We start from the raw sequence: 19,498 nt of genomic DNA on the forward strand, positions 1-19,498 counted from the left end.
GTTTAACTGGAATACGCGCCAGCAACTTGACTGAGTTCCATCAGCGAGATCTGGCCGCTGGAGTATGCGTTGGCCGCTGCAGAGAGCTCCATCAGGTCGATCTCGCCGTTGTTGTTTGCGTCGTACTCGGCTACAATGCTGCTGTTGCTGTTATCGTCGTCGGACGATTCAACAGTCAGCGTACCGGTCTGGTCGTCGTCTTCGGTGTACACGCCGTGCGTGTGGTCACCAGCAGCCAGACCGCTCGTGTCGACATCGTCGAAGGTGACGGTAACGTTCTCATCGCCAACGAGCTGGACGTCCTGGCTCGCAAGCGTGTTACCGTCCACGCGCAGTTCGACGGTCTGCGTACCCTGCTCGTCGCCAATGTTGGTGACCGTCGCGGAGACGTCGATCTGGTCTCCCTGCGTGACGGTCTTGTTGGACGGCGAGAGGTCGCTGACATCGAAGGTTGCTGCGTCCGGCGTAACGCCGACGATCACGATGTCGGCGTTAGTCGTACCGGCGCTGCCCTTGTAGATCTCGTTGAAACCGGTCTCGTTCTCGAAGGTACCGACTAGGCGGTAGGTCTCGCCGGTTCGGACCTCCGTGAAGGAGTACGAACCCTGCGGACCCGTGTAGTCCGTATCGAGGAGCGTTTCGCTACCGTTGTTCTCGACACGGAGCAGGTCGACCTTCGCACCGGGGAGGTTGTCCGCCGGGTTCTTGTCGTTGACCACGTCGCCAGTGATCTCACCGACGCCGTAGACTTCGATCTGGACGGTGTCGTTGAACACCATGTCCTCGCCGTTGGTCACTTCAGCCGTCAGGTTAGCCACACCGGTACTGCGGGTGGACTGGAAGACGGTCGTCTCGTTGCTCTCCGTAACGGTGAGCGGGTCGTCGACGACGTTTCCGATGACGGTGTTGTTCGTGCTGAAGTTGACGTCTTCGCTGTCAACGAGATCGGAGTTCTCGATCGGGGTGAACGCACTGTCCGGTTCGTTCTGGGCCTTCACGTCGAGTCCCACACGAACGTCGCGCTCGGAGCTGATCCCCATCGCGATCGAGTCAGAGTAGTTGCCGTCTTCGCCCTCTGCGGACAGGTTCAGACGGTAATCGAGCGTAACGTCGACCGGAGCCACGACGATGTCGTGGTTCTCGGTCTCAGACTTGGGTCCAGCGGTCTGTTCGAACTCGCTCGCCGCGACGAACTGGCCAACGCTCGTGTCGGTCAGGTTCTCGCGGTTGTAGTTGGTCGCAGTGACGTAGACCGTCACGTTAGTGTCGTTGCCTGCGAGACCGGGGATGGCGTAGCGGCCATCGTCGTTCGTCTCGTCGACGAGGAACGCGTTCCCGTCGTCGTTAACGAACGTGTTCTCGGTGAACGCAACCGACTGGTTGCCGGAGCCCTCGTAGACGGCCCAGACAGTAGCGTCGGAGACGCCTTCACCGTCGATATCGACGACTTCGCCGGTGATCTTCTCTTCACCTTCCAGCACGTACTGGACGGTAGCGTCGTTGTCCTGCAGGTTGTTTTCCGCGTTCGACGCGTTGATGCCAACCTCAGTGAGCGGGTTGGCAAGCGTGTCGGCGCTCGCGTTGTCCGCCGTGACGTTGAACGTCACGTAGGACTCGGAGTATCCGTCACCGTCGATGTCACCGCGCTCGGTGGTCGTGACAGTGGTGGAGGTGTTGATCGCGTCGTTGTCCCAGAAGTCACCGACGTTAGCGTCGGTCTTGTTGAACTCCAGGTCGACGTCGATCGAGAACTCAGAGGAGTCGATAGGCGTACCGGCGTTCTCGACGTTGGTGTTCTCGACCACGACGGCGTACGTCGCGGTGTTGTCGGACTCGTTGTTGCCGAGCAGCGTCGAGGATGTACCGGCGACCTCGCCGTTGTCGAAGCGCTGGACGTCGACGTTGTCAGGCTGGAGGTTGAATTCCAGCGTGACCGGGAAGTTGACCGTCTCCTGCGACCCGACGAACTGGGTCTGGGAGTACGTCGTGTACCCGAAGCGGTCGACGTTCACGGTGTAGTTCTGTCCAGGTGCAACGCGGACACGGCTCGGGTCGAACTGACCGTTAGCGTCGGTGGTCAGCGTTGCGACCGTCGCGCCGTTGTCGTTGTTGACGATTTCGACCTGAGCGTTCTCGATCGGCTCACCGTTCGAGTCCTCGACTTCACCGGAGATGAAGGAGGAGTCAGTGGTGATGCTCTGGACGCCAAGAGTGTCGATAGCACCGGACGAGGTTCCGTCGTCAGCCTGAAGCTCGACTGATGCGTCGAGATCTTCGTTGCCGTCGACGGTGGCACTGGACGCGAGCTGAGCGTAGACTTCGACACGGTCGACCGTGCCGTTAGTCTCGGAGTCAGCGTCCGTACCGTTGAAGTCGACCACGGTGCCGTGGGTGGCGTAAGACGCCGAAGCCTCGGCGAGAACGTCGCTGTCGTTGTACGCAACGACACGGACGTCAGTGACGTCGTCGACATTGACGTTGGCGGAATTAGCACCACCAGCAACGTTAACCGTGATGTTGTTCATCTCTCCAGAGTCGCCGCTGAAGTCTAAGTCAGCGACTTCTGTCTCTTCACCGGAGAGAGCATTTACGCTTTCAGTATTGTCAGTAACGCCCCCGTTATCACCGGGAGCGTTAGCCGCGGCAGCCGCTCCCGCGAACGCGATGGAACCTCCGACCACGGAGAAAACCATCAGCGCCGCGAGGACGAGGCTGCGTACCTTGTCTTTCGAATTCGTTGTTGTCATGTTATTCTGTTTGTCTGTCGGTCGGCGCCAGCGACTTTCTCTCGGACTCGGCCAACGAACGCACGCCGAAGACCAAGGTACTCGTTGCTGTCACCATGGGTAGGGGTACGGTAGAAACCGTTGTGACCTCGTTATAAATGCTTTGTGGTGAATGACGCGTATGGTAATTATTCACACCACTAGATACGGCCGGAGTCGTGCGGTTTCGGCGATATGGGGGATTCGGGGGGGACGGGGGTTTACCATATAAACAGCTTCGCCCTCGTTCGTCCAAGCGATTCGACCAGTCCGACAGTTGACGGCAACGCGTCGAAGTGACCGTTGTAACGTACCGGTAGTTTCCGGCCTTGCGTCGGCGAACTACCGAATCGAATTACGACAGTCCCAATCAGTCGCTCGTGACGATTTCGAGTTCGTGGCCGTCCTGGTCCGTGGTAAAGGCGTAGCGCATGTCACACGATTCCGGGTCGCGGTACTCCGCCGCGCCGCGTTCCACGAGCGTGTCCCAGAACTCCTGTAGGTCCGCGGCTTCCACAGCGAGATGGCCCCAGGCCTCGCCCATTTCGTACGAGCGACCGTCGTAGTTGTACGTGAGTTCGACCGCCATCCCCTCGTCCGCGGCGTCCACCGGCTTCATGAAGTAGTTGGCGAACGTATCCGACTCCCAGCGTCCGGTGTGTTCGTACTCGAGTTTTCGGGTGAACCAGCCGATGGCCTCGTCGGCGTCCTCGACGCGGATCATCGTGTGGTCGAGACTCCACCTCGCGCCGTAGTCGCGCTCGACTATCTCGATCTCGTGGCCGTCCGGGTCCGTCACGAAGGCGTAGCTTCCGCCGCAGGAGTCCGGGTCGCGGTACTCCTCGACGCCGCCGTCGATCAGTTCGTCGTAAGCGTCGTACACGTCCGCCACGCGAACGGCGATGTGGCCCCATGCGTCGCCCATCTCGTACGTGCGGCCGTCGTGGTTGTACGTGAGTTCCAGCAGTGCCCCCTCGTCGTGAACGTCCGTCGGGCCGAGAAAGACGTTGGTGAACGTGTCGGCCTCCCAGCGACTCTTCTCCTCGTAGTCGAGGTGGGTCTTGTACCAGGAAAGCGACTCGTCGAGGTCCTCGACGCGCATCATCACGTGGTCGAGCGGTGCACTCATACCCCTAGATCGGGTCGCTCCGGCGAAAAGGATACCGAAAGGGGCGGTCGGAGCCGGGTCCGAGTTCCCCGTTCTGAGAGAAGTCAGGAGCGATGCGGCCGGACGAGACGCACCAGGTCGTCGGCATGAAACCACCAGGCAACGGCGAAAAGTGCCACCGGACCGACCGGAATCGAGGTGATTCCGGAGTGGTCGGTGCCGAGAGTGAACTGGAGGTGTGCGATGGCAGCGACGAGCAGGAGTGCCGCGGTGACGCGACGGTCCTCGCGGTCGATCACTGTAGCGCCTGCCGCGCTTGCGGCCGCCGCCGCGTACGCGAGCGTTCCGACGCCCCACGAGAGCAGATATGACGGCAACCCTCTCGCGTGCGCGTGCACGAAGAAATAGTCTACAATTGGAACGAACTGTATCGCCGGCCCCGTCGAAAGCAGTCCCCACGGGAACACGAACCCGCTCCCGCCGGGATACAGAGTCACGGTCCAGGGGAGCAGACCGACGATGAGAACCCAGCCGAGTCGTCGCGGCAGCGGACGCCCGTCCGACGCCGCGCGACCGTCAGTCGACCGAGAACGACCGTCCCGCGCCGTCATTTCCGCGTGATGATGCGGAGAACGTCCTCGTCGGCGAGTTCGTGGTCCGTCCCGACCTGTTGGTCGTCGTGTTTGGCGCTCGGCCCTTTGACGCGGGCGAAGCGGAACCGCTCTTCGAACTCGCCCCCGAGTTTGTGACAGGCGTCCTCGATGGTGCTTCCCTGCGGGAGGACGAGCGGTTCCTCGTAGTCGACGCCGCGGCCCGGCTTGTCCATGTATATCCGCATCAGTCCGAGTTCCGTCCAGATCCGCTCGGCCAGCGAGTCGAGTCCTTTCTGCTTCTCGGCGCTGATGAAGATGGCGTCGTCCGGGTCGATGTCGTGGTCCCGCAGGTTCCCGTTGACCGTCTCCAGATAGTCGGGGTCGATGAGGTCAGCCTTGTTGACGGTGACGACGGAGGGGAGGTAGATCCGGTTGTCCATCACGCCGTCGATGAGTCGGTCCACGTCCATCTGCTCGCCGATGGCCACGTCGGCGTTGATATACCCCTGCTCGCGGAGGACCTCCTTTATCACGTCCTCCGAAACGTCGAGGTCGACGCTCGCGTTGACCTTCAGTCCGCCTTTCCCCTTCTTGTTGATCGAAACCCGCGGCGGTTCCTGGTCGATGCGGATCTTGTTCTTGTACAACTCCTCGTTGAGGCGTTCGTACTGGTCGATCTCGAACGGGGAGAGGACGAACACGACCATGTCCGCGGCGCGCACGACTGACAGGACTTCCTGTCCGCCACCGCGGCCGCTGGCAGCCCCTTCGATCAGGCCCGGAACGTCGAGCATCTGGATGTTAGCGCCGTTGTATTTCAGCATGCCCGGGTTGACGTCGAGCGTCGTGAACTCGTACGACCCGGTCTCGCTATCGGCGTTCGTCATGGCGTTCATCAGCGTCGACTTGCCGACGCTGGGGAAGCCGACGAGTGCGACGGTCGCGTCGCCGTGTTTCTCGACGTGGTAACCGGTGCCGCCGCCGGCGGAGCTCTGGTTCTGTAGCTTCTCTTTTTTCTCCGCGAGCTTGGACTTCAGACGGCCGATATGGGCCTCTGTGGATTTGTTGTAGGGCGTGTTGGCGATCTCCTCGCGCAGTTCGTCGATCTCCTCTTCGAGCCCCATTACCCGTGAATCGGCTATCGACGCCGAAAAAGCCTTCCTTTGTACTGTGGGTACTCGCGCGTCGGCGGGACGGTTTGCCCGGCCCGCTCTGAGACGCGGTTGAGGACGTTCCAGAGGGGTTGACTACAAAGCCGGACAGGGGTTTCACGGCTCGATACGACGCTCTGTCGGTTCCCTGTCGCCGAGAGCAAAACTTCGACACGTTAATACGCTGGCCACCGCTCGGGGCCAATGTACGATGCCGGACCCGTCCAGGTTGCGTGATAGCACGCAGATCGTCCTCCCGACCGCCGACCTGGACGGCCCGTCGGAGGACCTCAAAGCCGCCCTCAACGACGCCTGCGTGGTGAGCATCCACGAGGAGGACGGCTACTACCGCATCATCGGTAGCCCCGTCGAGATAAAGGAGGCAAGCAAGTTCCTCTCGCGTCACGGGATCACTCTCCGGTGACGGTGGTTCGTGGACGGTGACCCACACCGGACACCGGTGTGATCGGTCCGTTCCGCGACCTACTCGCTTCTGACCGCGTCGAGCGCTTCGAGAAACCCCGCAGCGTGCGCTCCGTCGGTGACGACGTCCGCGGCGGCCCGGGCCGCATCATCAGCGTTGGCGACGGCGAAACTCCGACGGGCGCGATCGAACGTCGACACGTCGTTCTCGCTGTCGCCGACGGCGACGAACTCGTCGGGAGCGTGACCCAGATGCTCGCAGAGCGCTTCGAGGCCGTTTCCTTTGCTCACGGATGGGGATTTGACGTGATAGGCGTATCCGGTGTCGACGACGGTCAGGCCGTGGTCGTGCGCCAGTTCCCGAAGCGGTTCCTCGGGGACCGTCCGGCGGACGGCTATCTCCGTCTCCCGCCAGCGGTTGACGAGGTCGGCGTCGCCCCACCCGAGGTCGTGGCCGAGTTCGAGGAACTCCCGCGCGACCGCCTGTGCGGCCTCGCGGTCGCCCACGATAGAAACGTCGTCCGGCGTGCAGACGACGCCGCCGTTCTCGGCGACCACAGCCTCCTCGATACCGACGAACTGACAGAGCGCGACCGGATACGGGAACGACTTCCCGGTGGCGACGACCACGTCCGCGGGCCAGTCGCGGATCGCGTCGAATGTCCGGGGGTCGATCCCGCCGTCGGGACGGGTCAGCGTACCGTCGATGTCGAGTACGAGCGGAGGCGCGTCCATACCTGCCGTTTCGGTGTCAGCTACTTAATCGACAGCAAAAGAAGCCGCGTCGACGGGCGTTGTCTCTCTTACGGAACGGGCACCCAGACGGTCGTCGGAAGGAGTCCAGTGAGAAACATCGCGGCGATGATGAACGTCCCGAAGACGATCGCGGCCGCGGGCGGGTCCCAGTGGGTGTCGCCGTGGGCGTAGAACAGTCGCTGGAACAGTTCGCCGAACAGCGCGACGACGACCCCCATCAACGCGGCGAGGAGTAGCGCGGGCGCGTCTCCGACCCCCGCGATCGCCGCGTCACCGCTTTCGGCCGCGGCGAGTGCGATCGTACTTGACGTGAGCGTCATGTGGTGGGTAACGGGTATCTGCTCGACGCCGCAGTTGAGGAACAGAAGCGACGCGGCACTGATGCCGAATCCGAGGAACGGGCTCCCGGTCACGAGTGCAGTCCACCCGCCGAGAATACCCGTGACGAGTCCGAGGAGCGCGACGTTTGCCCACTTGTACTGGTGTGGGAGCCACGGTTCGACCAGCAGGCGGTTGGCCTGTGCGGTGCCACCGTCAGTGGCGCTCTCGGGACTGTCAGTAGGGCCGCCGCCACCGGCAGTCGTCATCCGCTTTTCCTCGCGCTCGAACGGAGCCATATTCAACAGTCCCTCGCGCGCTTCGCCGATGAGGCTGTAACCGAGGATCAGACGGTGGAACAGCGCCGAGAGGACGACACCCATCGCGATCGGGTCCCAGGGCATGCCGAAAGAGCCGGAAACTTGCCGGATGAACATGCCGAGAACGCCGAACGCGCCGCCGACGATCAGCACGTCGGGCTTGGTGCCGTGTGCGAACAGGATGTTCTTCCCCTCGTGGTAATCGAAGCCCGTGTCCATGTACCCCTTCTTCGCGGCGTAGGCGGCCGCGGCCGCGCCGCCTGCGAATGCGATGTGAGGACCGAAGACGGGACCGAACGCGACCTGTCCGGTGATCCCGGTGCCGATATCTGTAACGCCGACTGCGCCCACGTCACTGGCGATGTCTACGCCGATCTGGTTTGCCGCCTCACCCGCGATCACCATGAAGCCGGTGAAGATGAACGCCGGCAGGGCACCGAGCGCCGCGCCGAACGCGCCGCCAGCGAAGGCAGCCATAAGCAGGGATAGCGTAATGTCGCCCCAGATCTCGATCGCCATCCTCAGGTCCCCCCGTCTCGCGCCCAGTCGCGGCAGCGATCGATCGCGTCGTCCCAGCGACTGTACATCTCGTCGGCCACCTCGCGGTCCATCTCGGGTTCGAACTCGCGGTCGACCTGCCAGTTGTCTCGCAGTTCGTCGACGGAGTCCCAGTAGCCGACTGCCAGCCCCGCGGCGTACGCGGAGCCGAGCGCGGTGGTCTCGTCGACCTCCGGCCGGACGATGCCAGTCTCGATGATGTCGGACTGTAACTGGCAGAGGAAGTTGTTCTTGACCGCGCCGCCGTCGACGCGCAACGTCGACATGTCGATGCCAGAGTCGGCCTCCATGGCCTCGGCCACGTCGCGCGTCTGATAGGCGATCGATTCGAGCGTCGCCCGAACGATGTGTTCGCGGCGGGTGCCCCGAGTCATCCCGACGATGGTCCCGCGTGCGCGCTGGTCCCAGTGGGGTGCGCCGAGCCCGGTGAACGCCGGGACCATGTAGACGCCGTCCGTCGAGTCGACGCTGCGGGCGAGTTCCGCTGTCTCCGCGGCGTCCTCTATCAGATCGACGTCTTCCAGCCATTCGATGGCGGCCCCGGTTACGAAGATGGCACCCTCGAGCGCGTACTGGACGGGTTCGCCCGAACGCTGGAAGCCGATGGTCGTCAGTAGGCCGTGGTCACTCTCGACCGCGTCGTTACCGGTGTTCATCAGGAAGAACGAGCCGGTTCCGTAGGTGTTTTTCGCGTCTCCCTCGTCGAAGCAGGTCTGGCCGAACAGCGCGGCCTGCTGGTCGCCGAGTGCGCCGGCGACGGGGATCTCCGTTTCGAGGAAACCGTCCGGGTCCGTGTACCCGTAGTAGTCGTCGTCGCTGGACGGGCGCACTTCGGGCAGCATCCCCCGGGGGACGTCGAACTCCCGAAGGAGGTCGTCGTCCCACTCCAGATCGCGGATGTTGTAAAGCATCGTCCGCGACGCGTTGGTCACTTCCGTGATGTGGTTGCCCGTCAGATTGTATATCAGCCAGGAGTCGATCGTTCCGAAAAGTATCTCACCTTTCTCGGCGCGGTCCTGAACGTCCTCGGGACGGCTGCGCTCCATCTTGATCGGGTCGGCGTTCGCCAGCAGCCACTCGGCCTTCGTCGCGGAGAAGTACGCGTCGGCCTCCAGGCCGGTTTTCTCACGGATATCCTCGACTTTTCCCTGGGATTCGAGTTCCTCGACGCGGTCGGTGGTTCGTCGGTCCTGCCAGACGATGGCGTTGTGGATCGGCTTGCCCGTCTCGGCGTCCCACAGGAGCGTCGTCTCCCGCTGATTCGTGATTCCGAGCGCCTCCAGCTGGTCGGTGTTCAGACCCGCCTCGTTGAGGGCCCGGTTTACGACCGTCTTCGTGTTCTCCCAGATCTCCATCGGATCGTGCTCGACCCAACCGGGGTCGGGGTATATCTGTTCGTGCTTTTCGTACGCGTTCGCGACGACCTGGCCGCTGTGGTCGAAGACCATAAAGCGCGTGCCAGTCGTCCCCTGGTCGACCGCCCCGACGTAAGTGTCTGTCATTGGTATCACCAGTTGTGTGCCGGCTGCTGCCGGACGTACGGCACCGCCGTATCTTTACTACTAGTGCCGCTATACCAGTAAACATCAATGACTTTCGTTATAAAAGTTTCCCTGAGCCGGAATTATAGCGGCTTTTAACCGCTTGTATGATCTGCGTGGTACCCAATGCGTCTTGAGTTTACTGAATAATGCCTTATGGCGGTAAAGTAAAGTGGGAGCGACACGACGTTCCAGAAAACGGATGACTTACGACACCGAGGCCCTGGTCGTCGGTGGCGGGTCGACGGGAACCGGGATCGCCCGTGACCTGGCTATGCGGGGGGTAGGCGTGACCCTCGTCGAAAAGGGGAACCTCACGCACGGGACGACGGGTCGGATGCACGGACTGCTCCACAGCGGCGGGCGGTACGCCGTTGCTGACCAGGCGAGCGCGAAAGAGTGCATCGAGGAAAACCGGGTCCTTCGAGATATCGCGAGCCACTGCGTCGAGGAAACCGGCGGTCTGTTCGTCCAGCGACCGGAAGACTCGGACGAGTACTTCAGGGAGAAACTGGAGGGCTGTCGGGAGTGTGGAATTCCCGCGGAGGAACTCACCGCCGAGGAGGCCCGGGAGATGGAACCGTATCTGGCGAGTGACATCGAACGAGCGATCCGCGTTCCGGACGGCGCGGTCGACCCGTTTCGCCTGTGCGTCGCAAACGCCGTCAGCGCGGAAAACCACGGCGCACGCGTAGAGACGCACGCGGAAGTCGTGGACCTGCTCGGCGACGAGGACCGCGTGGAAGGGGTGACGGTCCGACACGAGAGCGTCTCGCAGAGCGACACGGATCGGGGTTCGTCACGAGAGGAGCGAGCTGACGGCGACCCGGGCAAGCGCGAGCATCAGGAACCCGGTAGTACCGAAGATATCCGCGCAGACTACGTCGTCAACGCGACGGGCGCGTGGGCCGGACAGATAGGTGAGATGGCCGGCGTCGACATCGAGGTGCGCCCGTCGAAAGGCGTGATGGTCGTGATGAACTGCCGGCAAGTCGACACGGTCGTCAACCGCTGCCAGCCGAAAGGCGACGCGGACATCGTCGTCCCCCACGAGACGACGGCCATCCTGGGTACGACGGACGAGGAGGTCGACGACCCAGAGAACTACCCCGAAGAGCGGTGGGAAGTGGACCTGATGATAGACGAGTTGAAGCAACTCGTCCCTGTCCTCGACGACTCCCGGACGGTCCGGTCGTTCTGGGGGGTTCGTCCGCTGTACGAACCGCCGGACGTGGGGAGCGACGACCCGACGGACATCACGCGGGACTACTTCCTGCTCGACCACGAGGAGCGCGACGACCTGGAGGGGATGACCTCCATCGTCGGCGGGAAGTTCACCACCTACCGCATGATGGCCGAGGAGATAAGCGACCACGTCTGCGAACAGTTGGACGTCTCCGCCGAGTGCCGCACCGCAGACGTTCCGCTGCCGGGGAGCGAGGATGCGTCGGTCCTCGACGAGGGCATGGACCGCTTCGGACTCCGTTCGCCCATCGCCCGCCGGAGCGCCCAGCGTCTCGGGTCACGCGCAGACGACGTGCTCTCGTCGGTCGACCCGAATCCGGTGGTCTGTGACTGCGAGGCCGTCACTCGCGCGGAGATACAGGATGCTATCGACGGGGCCGGCAGCGATCTCAACGCCGTCCGCATCCGAACCCGTGCGTCGATGGGTAACTGTCAGGGCGGCTTCTGCTGTCAGGGTATGGCCCACGAACTCCATCCGGAGTACGGCGAACCGACCGTCCGCAGGGCGCTGGACGAACTGTACCAGGAGCGCTGGAAAGGCGAGCGCCACGCCCTCTGGGGGGAACAGCTTTCGCAGGCGATGCTCAACTACGCGCTCCACGCTGCTACGATGAACCGCGACGAGGACCCCGCCGAGACCGGCGGTATCGACTACACCGCGTTCGACGACGGTGTGGACGCGCCGGGCGGGACCGGCGACGAACGGGGCGTGGTGCCGGACGGGGGCAACCACGCCAACAGTACGGGCGGCCGTACCGCCGACGAGGGTGATTATGGCGATTGAGGACGACGTCCTCGTTATCGGCGGCGGCCTCGCGGGCGTCGCGGCCGCACTGACCGCGAACGAAGACGCGCAGGTGCGCCTGATCTCGCACAAGCAGAGCACGCTCCGTCATGCGAGCGGCCTCGTTGATGTCCTCGGGTACACGCCAGCGGGCAAGGGACCGCTCGTCGACCCGTTCGACGCGCTGGCCGACCTCCCGGAGGGCCATCCGTACGAACGCGTCGGGATCGACGCCGTCCGGTCGGGACTGGCGCTGTTCGACGATATCGTCGGCGACGCGTACGCGGGCGGGCACACGGACAGAAACGCCCTCGTTCCGACCCACGGCGGAACGGTGAAACCGACCGCGCGCTATCCGAGAGCCGCCGCCGCCGGTCTCGCCAGCGACGAGCGGGACGCCCTGCTCGTCGGCTTCGAATCGATGACTGATTTCGACGCGCCGCTCGCCGCCGAACATCTGGCGGCGGCCGGCGTCCCGTTCGAGGCTCGCGGCGTCACGATACCGTTTCCCGGTGATTTTCGGGCGGACGCGAAGGTGACGCGGTACGCCCACGCGCTCGACCGGAACGAGGAACTGGACGGAAATGACGGAGGCCCCGGAACGCCCGCGCGGCGAGCGCTGGCCGAAGCGGTGAAACCCCATCTCGACGACCAAGAGCGCGTCGGTTTCCCGGCCGTCCTTGGCGACGATGACCCATCGGGGATCCGGTCCTCCATCGAACGCGCCCTCGGCGTCGACGTGTTCGAGGTGCCGATGGGGCCGCCGAGTCTCCCCGGACTCCGCCTCGAAGACCGTCTCTACGCCGCGCTGGAAGACGCCGGCGTCCGCGTGGCGACCGGGAACCCGGCCGTGGACGTGGCGACGGAGGACGGCCGGGTCCGCGCGGTGTACGTCGACCGGACCGGACGGCGCGTCCCGTACCACGCCGACCAGTTCGTGCTGGCGTCGGGCGGTCTGGTCGGCAAGGGGATCGATTCGGACCGCGAGACGGTCCGCGAACCGGTTTTTGACTGCCACGTCCCGCATCCGACGGACCGGTACGACTGGTTCGAGGACGACGCGTTCGGCGACCACCCGTTCGCCCGCTTCGGCGTGGACGTGGACCACGACCTTCGGCCGCTCGCCACCGATGGGACCCCGGAGTACGAGAACCTCCGGGCCGCGGGGAGCGTCCTCGGCGGCTACGACTTCGCAGCCGAGAAATCGGGGAGCGGCGTCTCGCTCGCGACGGGGTACGCCGCCGGCCGTGCGGCGGGCGAGGCGGCCGCCCGCGGTGACAGCACGTCAGCGACTGCGACGACTCACGGTGATACCAAATGAGCGACGCCGAGAACCCAGACGACGAGTTCGAACCGGTACAGGTGTTCGGAGACGAGGACGGCGCTGACCTCCGGCCCGGATCAGACGACTGCTACAAGTGCTCCACCTGCGACACCAACTGTCCTGTGGCGGAGGTAGACGACGACTTCCCCGGCCCGAAGTTCCAGGGGCCCGAGCAGTGGCGTCTCAAGCGCAAGGAGGACCACGACATCGACGACTCGGTGATGAAGTGTTCGAACTGCATGCGCTGTGACGGGGCCTGTCCCTCGAACGTCCCGCTGAGTCAAATGCACAACACGGCCCGCGGGGAGTACGTCGACGAGCAGATGGAGACACTCTCGCGGGAGTACGTCCGCAACCGCATCCTCTCGAACTACCGCTTCTTTGCGAGTCTCGGGAGCAAGGTGCCGCGCCTGTCGAACTTCGTGATGGGCCTCGGAATCACCTCGTGGCTCGGCGAGAAGGTGATGGGTATCTCCAGCGAGCGCGAGATGCCGGAGTTCGCGACGCAGACGTTCCGGGAGTGGTGGGAAGAGCGAGGCGGCGTTGCCGCCTCGAAAAAGCGAGCGCGGGAGGCGCGAGCAGAACGCGGCGAGGACAAAACGAACAGTCCCGACAAGCGCATCGCGTATTTCCACGGCTGTTACTCCAACTACAACACGCCCGAGGTCGGCAAGGCGATGGTCCGCGTGTTCGAACACTTCGGCTACGAAGTCGTTGTGCCGCCCCAACGCTGTTCGGGCACGCCGATGTTCGCAAACGGGATGGTAGACGACGCACGCCGCGCCGCCGAGACTAACGTCGAGGAGTTCGTCGCCGCCATCGGCGACGGCGCGGACGTCATCGCGTCCTGTACCTCCTGTTCGATGTCGCTCCGCCAGGAGTATCCCGAACTGTTCGACATCGAGGGGATCGACGACCTGTCGGCTCACACGTACGAGGCGGTCGAGTACCTCCGGATCTACGAGGACTTAGATACCGCACTGGCGGGGGCCGACGCTGATTTCCCGGATACGGCGTACCACGCACCCTGTCACGCCCGCAACCAGGGGTTAGAAGGGCAGGCTATCGAAGTGGCGGACCGGATAGACGGCGTCGAAGCGACCGACGTCGGCGATTCCTGTTCCGGTATCAGCGGCACGTACGGCTGGAAAGCGGAGAACTACGACACATCTATGAAGATCGGATCAGAGATGTTCGACCACATGGACGAGACGGAGGCGGAGACGGGAATGACCGAATGTCCCACCTGCGCCATGCAGATGGAACACGGCACCGGATACGACATCCGGCATCCGCTCGAACTACTGGAGGCCGCCCTCGTCGAGGGCTGACACGATGGATCTCCACGAGCGAATCGAACGGAGACAGAACACGGCCCGAGAGAGCGGTCTGATCGTCGACCGAACTCCGCTCAACCCCGCCGTCCACTTGCCGGAACCGGTCGGGAGAGGACCAGTTCTGGAACGGTTGCTGGACGTGCTCGATCCGGTGTTCCGTCAACAGCTCCCCGACGACGTGGCCGTGTTCGGTCCGAAAGGGTCGGGGAAGTCCGCGCTCGTCAGCGCGCTGTTTGCGGGCCTGAACGACCAGATCGGTCGGGACCGCCAGCGGATCGGAACGACGACTCGGGCCGGAAGCGCCGAGGGCACGACCCAGTTCGTTCGGATCGACGCAACGAACGCACGCAGCGAGTTCCGTTTCTATCACACGCTGCTTACCGCCGTTGTCGACGAGTCAGTGCCGGAGCGCGGCGTCGGGACGGACACGCTCCGAGAGCGACTGACCGACCAGTTGCAGGTACCGACGCACTGTGCGGTCGTCGCCGTCGACCACCTCACGGACGTCGAAGATGTCTCCGTATCTGACCTGCTCGAATGGTTCGAACCGGTCGACGACGCAGTGACGGTCGTCCCGATCGGTCACGAGGTACCGGAGACGTGGACCGGCGAAACCGTCCACGTCCCGGAGTATCGACAGCACGCGCTCGTCGACATTCTGACGACCCGCGCCTCGCAGGCGCTCGAAAGCGGGGCGCTGAGACACGGCCAGGCTCGCCGGATCGCCGAATGGGCCGGCGGCGACGCCCACGACGCCCTCGCCGCAACCTTCGGCGCGGCGGACACCGCTGACCGGGCTGGTGCCGACCGGATTCGGGCCAACGACATCGACGCCGGAATCGACGCCGTTCCGGAGAACTGCGTCCATCTCGGACGCGTCCTCGGCCTCCCTGAGAACCGCCAGCGGGTGCTCTCCGAACTGCTCTGCCTCGACGGGACACCCACGATCCGCGAGGCCGCCGCCGCGATCGCGGAAGGATCCGATCTCACCGCGAGCACCGTCAAGCGGTTCCTCTACGAACTCGCCGAGAACGGCGTTCTCGAACGGGTACAGACGACAGACGCCCACGGAAACGGTCGAACTCCCAGCCACGTTGTCCCGCGTTTTCCGACCCTCGTATTCCGGCGACTCGACGGAGACCTGTAGCCGTCGGTGAAGCCTTCGGTACGGGGCGGGGCGACCGAGATCAGGCGTACTCCAGATCGTCCGTCAGATGATCGACTGCGAGGACTAATAGCCCGCCGGCGACGGCGGCGACGACGGCGAGAACGGTCACACCGCCGTTCGAGACGACCCGCTCCGCGGGCAGGCGAAGCCCGCCGACCATGAGGCTCACGAGGAAGGTGAGCGTCGCCGCCCGGTAGTTCGACAGCGCCCAGTCGATAACGCGGGCCAGCGTGAGCAAGCCGGCGAAAGCGCCGGCCATGAACGCGGCGACGGGCGGAACTGCATCGACGACTGCCGCGACCGATCCGCCGTCCGCCAGATCGGCCAATGCGTCGGTAAAGCGGTTGAGCGCGCCGAGCATGTACTCGTACTGACCGACGAGTATCAGGAGGAACGCCCCCGAAACGCCGGGAAGGATCATCGCACACACCGCGAGCGCACCAGCGAGGAGGATGACCGGTAGCGCGTGCGAGACGCCCGCTGACGCCCGTCCCGTCACTGCCGCGGCGAGACCCACGCCCGCGACGGCGACGGCGACGCGTCCCGACGTGGTGAGGTCGACCTGTTCGTAGAGAACGACAGCGGACGCGCCGATGAGGCCGAAGAAGAAGGCGTACGTCGGGGCCGGATAGGCGTCGACGGCGCGTTCGAGCGCGTGCGACAGGCTGACGACGGCTGTCATCATCCCCACGCCGAGCGTGAGCAGGAAGACGATGTCCATCCGGACCAGTTGCGACCGAACCGCGCGGCGGGACTCCGGGTCGTGGACGCGGACAACGTCGCGGAGAGTTCGGAGGTCGATAGCCGTCAGCGCCGCGATGAGGCGCTCGTAGATGCCGGTGATGAGCGCGATGGTCCCGCCGGAGACGCCGGGAACGGTGTCGGCGCTTCCCATGAAAAACCCTTTCAGGTAGATCGCCAGCCACTCGCGAAAGGAGTCGACGGACTGGCGCTCCCGGAACGAGTCGACTGAGCCAGACACCATATGATCAGGGCGTCGTAGCTCTCACGAACCGGCCGTCGAGTGCGGTATCCGACTCGTTACCGTCGCCGGAGGCACCGTCGCTGCCGGTGCCGTCGTCTCCGACCGTCGTGTTCCCGTTGTCGGTCGTCTCGTTGTCGGCGGTCTGGTTGTCGCTGGTCTGGTTATCGGCGGTGTCGTTGACATCGAGGTTCTCTTCGATGCCCTCCATCTCGACGGTGACGTTGTCGCCCTCGTAGATGGCCCGTTCGGGCACGTCGGCGTTACCGATCTGGCCGGGGTTCTCGAGGTTCTGGAGGATGTGTCGGTCCCCGATCCGTTCGGCGTTGACGCCCTCCAGGCTCCCGGTGAAGACGGTGTAGTTGCCCGTCGCGCGGACGCTGGAGTTCGTGTAGCCGTCGTCCGGTCCGAGCGTCTCCTCGGTCGGATACGGAACGGTCACCGTGAAGTCGCCGTTCTCGTCGGTTTCGACGCTCTGGTAGTAGGTGAACTGACGCTGGTCTTGCGTCCCGTTGAGTTGAACCATCGCAGTCACCGATGTCGCGTTAGAGGCGTTGACGCTACCCTCGAGGGTCGCCCCGTCGACGCGCTCGAAGGTTTTGACGGTCGACTCTCGACGGATGTCGTAGGCACCGACATCAGGACGCTGGAGCATGTTCGCGAGGCGACCCGTGAACCGTCGGTTGATGGCCACCGGTCGCGTCGCCCCACCCTCGGTCCGCTGGGCGAGGCTCAGTATGGTCGTATCGGACCGGGTTTCGTGCACCAGCCGGTAGTGCGAGAGCTGCTGGCTGTCGTGGTAGTACATCCGCGACAGCATCGTGTTCTCGAACCGGTCGTTCATTCCGTAGAGGTTAGCCGGCTGTTGTGCCTGTCCCTCGGCTGTCTGGAACGTGATCATCCGCTCTTGCGTGCTGAGGTAGTCGCCGAACGATGGACCGGCCCAGCGCGTTATCGGGCTGAACTTGTTGCTCGCCATCTGGTCGTCGATCATCACGTACCGGGTGTCCTCCCGTGCTTCCGCTTCGCTCTGTTGTGCGATGACCTCGCGGAGTTCGTCGTTCGAGAGGTCGCTGATGTGTTCGTCGCGCTCGTCGAGCGACGGCAGCGCTTCCAGAACGAGTTCGGCGCGCGTCTCGTTCGTCGTCTGGAGGAACTCGGACGCCGGCCGCGGTCCCTGCTGGAACGGGTTGGCGTTCGGTATCCGCTCACCCTGGACGGTGATCCAGTGGCCGTAGTCCCACCACGACATCACGCCGTAGGCGCCTTCGGGATAGTCGTAGTCGTCGGTCTGCTCGTACGTCTCGTACATCTCCATCGGTTCGCCGTCGGGGTTCGCGTAGGTGCCCGGTTCGGGGGTATTCTCCTGGAGCCAGCCGGTGCTTTCGGCCCAGTACGCGGACGAGCCCGGACCGGTCGAATTGCCGGCTTCGGCCGCGGCCGTACTCGCTGACGAGGACGCGAGCGGTCCGACGAGGGGGACGGTTACGAGCAGGAGGACGGCGACCAGCGTCAACACCTGATACCCCTTGATGTCGGTCAGACGCTTCGCCGACGTCGGAACGTCGAGCAGGCGGAGTATCTGCCCGAACAGCCAGGCGTTCAGCAGGACGACGGAGATAGCGAGGTAGTAGTTGAACCGCTGCTGCGTCAGTGACATCAGGACGAGGAAGACGGTGAGCACGACCAGCAGGAGTTCGTCCGGGCGGTAGTCGTCGCCGGCGAGCGCGATATGCGCTGCCATCCAGAACAGACCGAACGCCGCCGTGAGATAGGTCAGTCCGTACTGGCTGATCATGAAGGAGCCGGCGTCATCGAGTGAGACCGCCTGCACCTCTCCCACGGTCCGGCCCGTGTCGCTCGACCCGAGCGCGAAAACGCGGACGACGTTATCCTGGATGAGCGAGAACGCGTCGGGGAGTGCAACGGCCATCAGAACGGCCCCAGAGAGGATGCCGCCCGCGATCACGGCCGGGTAGTAGTGGCGGGCGATGTCCCGGTCGTCGAACTCGCGGGCGAGCCACGCCATGAACGCACAGCCGGCGGCGACGGCGATGGCGATCAGATACTGGGTCAGCGAGATCGTCGTCGTCTCGAAGCTCAGCGAGCCAGTTTTGACGACGAGCATCGGAACGACCGTCGCGAGGCTGACGACGCCGACGAACGCGGTGTGGTCGGGGCTCCGTCCGCGGACGTAATCGAGGGTCAGCGAGACGGTGAAGAAGGCCCCGAGGATGCCGATGAAGATGATGCCGGGCGGCCAGGTCCACAGGTACAGCGCGATGGCGACGCCCGCGAGAACGCTAGCGATCGTCGGGTCGCGGAGGGCCTCCCAGTCGCGGTCCACGACGAGTTCGTACACCGGCTTTTCCTGCTGGGCGACTCGGAGGGCGCGGACAACCATGACGAGGGCGATAGAGAGGAAGAACGCCTCGGCGATGTGGTGGTCGCCGAACCCGACGGTACCGCGGTCCAGAATGTATCCCGGAAGGATCGCAAGCACGAAGACGCCGAACAGAGCGCCGAGGCGGCCGGCGTAGTGTTTGCCGAGGTAATAAAGCGGGAACACGAGAAGGGTCCCGAACACCGCGGGTGCGTAGAGAAGCACCGTCCGGACGGTCTCGCCGGAGGGGTCTCCCATGCCGACGACCAGGGCGGCGGTCGCGACTATCTGGTCGAACAGCGAACCGAACTGGCCACCGGACGTCGTGCCGTAGGGGAAGTGCGTGTACGGATCGAACGGCATCGTCCAGGGCCAGTTGTTGACCGTGTACTGGATTTCGCGGTAGTGGTAGTATGCGTCGTTACCTCTGAACAGTATCTCGCCGCCGCTGGTGAAGCGCTCGCGCGCCTGGATCCGGACCCAGAACATGAACGCCACCAGCACCGAGAGAACCGGCACGTGATACCAGTCCTCCCAGATATCGAGCACCGACCGCTCGTTGGCGGTCTCGTCCTCGACCGTTTCGGTCTCGCTACTCATTAGGTTTGGATCCTCCGAAAACGCCTATAGGCCTTGTGATACGGATCGCCGACTGCTGTCGGGATCTGGACGCTTCGCGTCACGGACCGAACCGGACGGGTCAAAGGGGAAAACCACTACTGTGGGGCCGACGAATCGCGTC

The 19,498-nt window shown here is 64.1% G+C and carries 14 protein-coding genes; 5 read left to right on the forward strand and 9 right to left on the reverse strand.

Features of this window, described 5'->3' with window-relative positions; all coding sequences use genetic code 11:
* Positions 1–2: 2 nt before the first annotated feature.
* From SM753_RS08610 to SM753_RS08625, 4 genes are all read right to left on the reverse strand, one after another.
* On the reverse strand, positions 3–2,747 hold the full coding sequence (locus tag SM753_RS08610; RefSeq protein ID WP_323191281.1) for a carboxypeptidase-like regulatory domain-containing protein: 2,745 nt from the start codon (positions 2,745–2,747) through the stop codon (positions 3–5).
* Between the two features lie 388 nt (positions 2,748–3,135).
* The gene (locus SM753_RS08615) at positions 3,136–3,894 is read right to left on the reverse strand and encodes a VOC family protein (RefSeq protein WP_323191282.1); all 759 of its coding nucleotides are present in this window, start codon (positions 3,892–3,894) and stop codon (positions 3,136–3,138) included.
* Positions 3,895–3,977: 83 nt separating this feature from the next.
* Positions 3,978–4,484 carry a TIGR04206 family protein gene (locus SM753_RS08620; RefSeq protein WP_323191283.1) on the reverse strand — a complete coding sequence of 169 codons (507 nt, stop codon included), beginning with the start codon at positions 4,482–4,484 and terminating at the stop codon, positions 3,978–3,980.
* Positions 4,481–5,590: a GTP-binding protein gene (locus tag SM753_RS08625; RefSeq protein WP_135535152.1), complete on the reverse strand. Its 1,110-nt coding sequence runs from the start codon at positions 5,588–5,590 to the stop codon at positions 4,481–4,483. Before SM753_RS08625 ends, SM753_RS08620 begins: the two co-directional genes overlap by 4 nt.
* 238 nt (positions 5,591–5,828) lie before the next feature.
* Between SM753_RS08625 and SM753_RS08630 the strand changes: the two genes are divergently transcribed.
* The gene (locus SM753_RS08630; RefSeq protein ID WP_323191284.1) at positions 5,829–6,041 is read left to right on the forward strand and encodes a hypothetical protein; all 213 of its coding nucleotides are present in this window, start codon (positions 5,829–5,831) and stop codon (positions 6,039–6,041) included.
* Positions 6,042–6,100: 59 nt separating this feature from the next.
* Here the strand turns inward: SM753_RS08630 and SM753_RS08635 are convergent, their stop codons facing one another.
* From SM753_RS08635 to glpK, 3 genes are all read right to left on the reverse strand, one after another.
* Positions 6,101–6,775: a phosphoglycolate phosphatase gene (locus SM753_RS08635; protein ID WP_323191285.1), complete on the reverse strand. Its 675-nt coding sequence runs from the start codon at positions 6,773–6,775 to the stop codon at positions 6,101–6,103.
* Between the two features lie 68 nt (positions 6,776–6,843).
* Complete coding sequence (locus SM753_RS08640; protein WP_323191286.1) at positions 6,844–7,953, reverse strand: hypothetical protein; 1,110 nt, start codon at positions 7,951–7,953, stop codon at positions 6,844–6,846.
* 2 nt (positions 7,954–7,955) lie between these two features.
* Positions 7,956–9,494: a glycerol kinase GlpK gene (gene glpK, locus SM753_RS08645; protein WP_323191287.1), complete on the reverse strand. Its 1,539-nt coding sequence runs from the start codon at positions 9,492–9,494 to the stop codon at positions 7,956–7,958.
* 241 nt (positions 9,495–9,735) lie between these two features.
* Here glpK and glpA point away from each other — a divergent pair, with 241 nt between their 5' ends.
* From glpA to SM753_RS08665, 4 genes are read left to right on the forward strand one after another with little or no spacing between them, the layout of a single operon-like run.
* Positions 9,736–11,562: an anaerobic glycerol-3-phosphate dehydrogenase subunit GlpA gene (gene glpA / locus SM753_RS08650; RefSeq protein WP_323191288.1), complete on the forward strand. Its 1,827-nt coding sequence runs from the start codon at positions 9,736–9,738 to the stop codon at positions 11,560–11,562.
* Positions 11,552–12,883 (forward strand): glycerol-3-phosphate dehydrogenase subunit GlpB, encoded by a 1,332-nt coding sequence (glpB, locus tag SM753_RS08655; protein WP_323191289.1) that lies wholly within the window; start codon positions 11,552–11,554, stop codon positions 12,881–12,883. The genes glpA and glpB overlap by 11 nt, the downstream gene beginning before the upstream one ends.
* On the forward strand, positions 12,880–14,217 hold the full coding sequence (locus SM753_RS08660) for an anaerobic glycerol-3-phosphate dehydrogenase subunit C (RefSeq protein WP_323191290.1): 1,338 nt from the start codon (positions 12,880–12,882) through the stop codon (positions 14,215–14,217). The genes glpB and SM753_RS08660 overlap by 4 nt, the downstream gene beginning before the upstream one ends.
* A 4-nt stretch (positions 14,218–14,221) precedes the next feature.
* Positions 14,222–15,370, forward strand: a complete 1,149-nt coding sequence (locus SM753_RS08665; RefSeq protein WP_323191291.1) for an AAA family ATPase — start codon at positions 14,222–14,224, stop codon at positions 15,368–15,370.
* Positions 15,371–15,410: 40 nt separating this feature from the next.
* Here the strand turns inward: SM753_RS08665 and SM753_RS08670 are convergent, their stop codons facing one another.
* The gene (locus SM753_RS08670; RefSeq protein ID WP_138798529.1) at positions 15,411–16,376 is read right to left on the reverse strand and encodes a DUF368 domain-containing protein; all 966 of its coding nucleotides are present in this window, start codon (positions 16,374–16,376) and stop codon (positions 15,411–15,413) included.
* Positions 16,377–16,380: 4 nt separating this feature from the next.
* Complete coding sequence (locus tag SM753_RS08675; RefSeq protein WP_323191292.1) at positions 16,381–19,356, reverse strand: oligosaccharyl transferase, archaeosortase A system-associated; 2,976 nt, start codon at positions 19,354–19,356, stop codon at positions 16,381–16,383.
* Positions 19,357–19,498 lie beyond the last annotated feature (142 nt).

This window comes from Halostella sp. PRR32 (assembly GCF_034808085.1).
GTDB lineage: Archaea > Halobacteriota > Halobacteria > Halobacteriales > Natronoarchaeaceae > Halostella > Halostella pelagica.

Bases quoted from the DNA above. Each gene is read 5' to 3' on its own strand.
- SM753_RS08620 (WP_323191283.1), bottom strand. From the start codon at position 4,484: ATGACGGCGCGGGACGGTCGTTCTCGGTCGACTGACGGTCGCGCGGCG.
- SM753_RS08670 (WP_138798529.1), bottom strand. From the start codon at position 16,376: ATGGTGTCTGGCTCAGTCGACTCGTTCCGGGAGCGCCAGTCCGTCGAC.
- SM753_RS08610 (WP_323191281.1), bottom strand. From the start codon at position 2,747: ATGACAACAACGAATTCGAAAGACAAGGTACGCAGCCTCGTCCTCGCG.
- SM753_RS08675 (WP_323191292.1), bottom strand. From the start codon at position 19,356: ATGAGTAGCGAGACCGAAACGGTCGAGGACGAGACCGCCAACGAGCGG.
- glpA (WP_323191288.1), top strand. From the start codon at position 9,736: ATGACTTACGACACCGAGGCCCTGGTCGTCGGTGGCGGGTCGACGGGA.
- SM753_RS08660 (WP_323191290.1), top strand. From the start codon at position 12,880: ATGAGCGACGCCGAGAACCCAGACGACGAGTTCGAACCGGTACAGGTG.
- SM753_RS08615 (WP_323191282.1), bottom strand. From the start codon at position 3,894: ATGAGTGCACCGCTCGACCACGTGATGATGCGCGTCGAGGACCTCGAC.
- glpB (WP_323191289.1), top strand. From the start codon at position 11,552: ATGGCGATTGAGGACGACGTCCTCGTTATCGGCGGCGGCCTCGCGGGC.
- SM753_RS08630 (WP_323191284.1), top strand. From the start codon at position 5,829: ATGCCGGACCCGTCCAGGTTGCGTGATAGCACGCAGATCGTCCTCCCG.
- SM753_RS08665 (WP_323191291.1), top strand. From the start codon at position 14,222: ATGGATCTCCACGAGCGAATCGAACGGAGACAGAACACGGCCCGAGAG.
- glpK (WP_323191287.1), bottom strand. From the start codon at position 9,494: ATGACAGACACTTACGTCGGGGCGGTCGACCAGGGGACGACTGGCACG.
- SM753_RS08640 (WP_323191286.1), bottom strand. From the start codon at position 7,953: ATGGCGATCGAGATCTGGGGCGACATTACGCTATCCCTGCTTATGGCT.
- SM753_RS08625 (WP_135535152.1), bottom strand. From the start codon at position 5,590: ATGGGGCTCGAAGAGGAGATCGACGAACTGCGCGAGGAGATCGCCAAC.
- SM753_RS08635 (WP_323191285.1), bottom strand. From the start codon at position 6,775: ATGGACGCGCCTCCGCTCGTACTCGACATCGACGGTACGCTGACCCGT.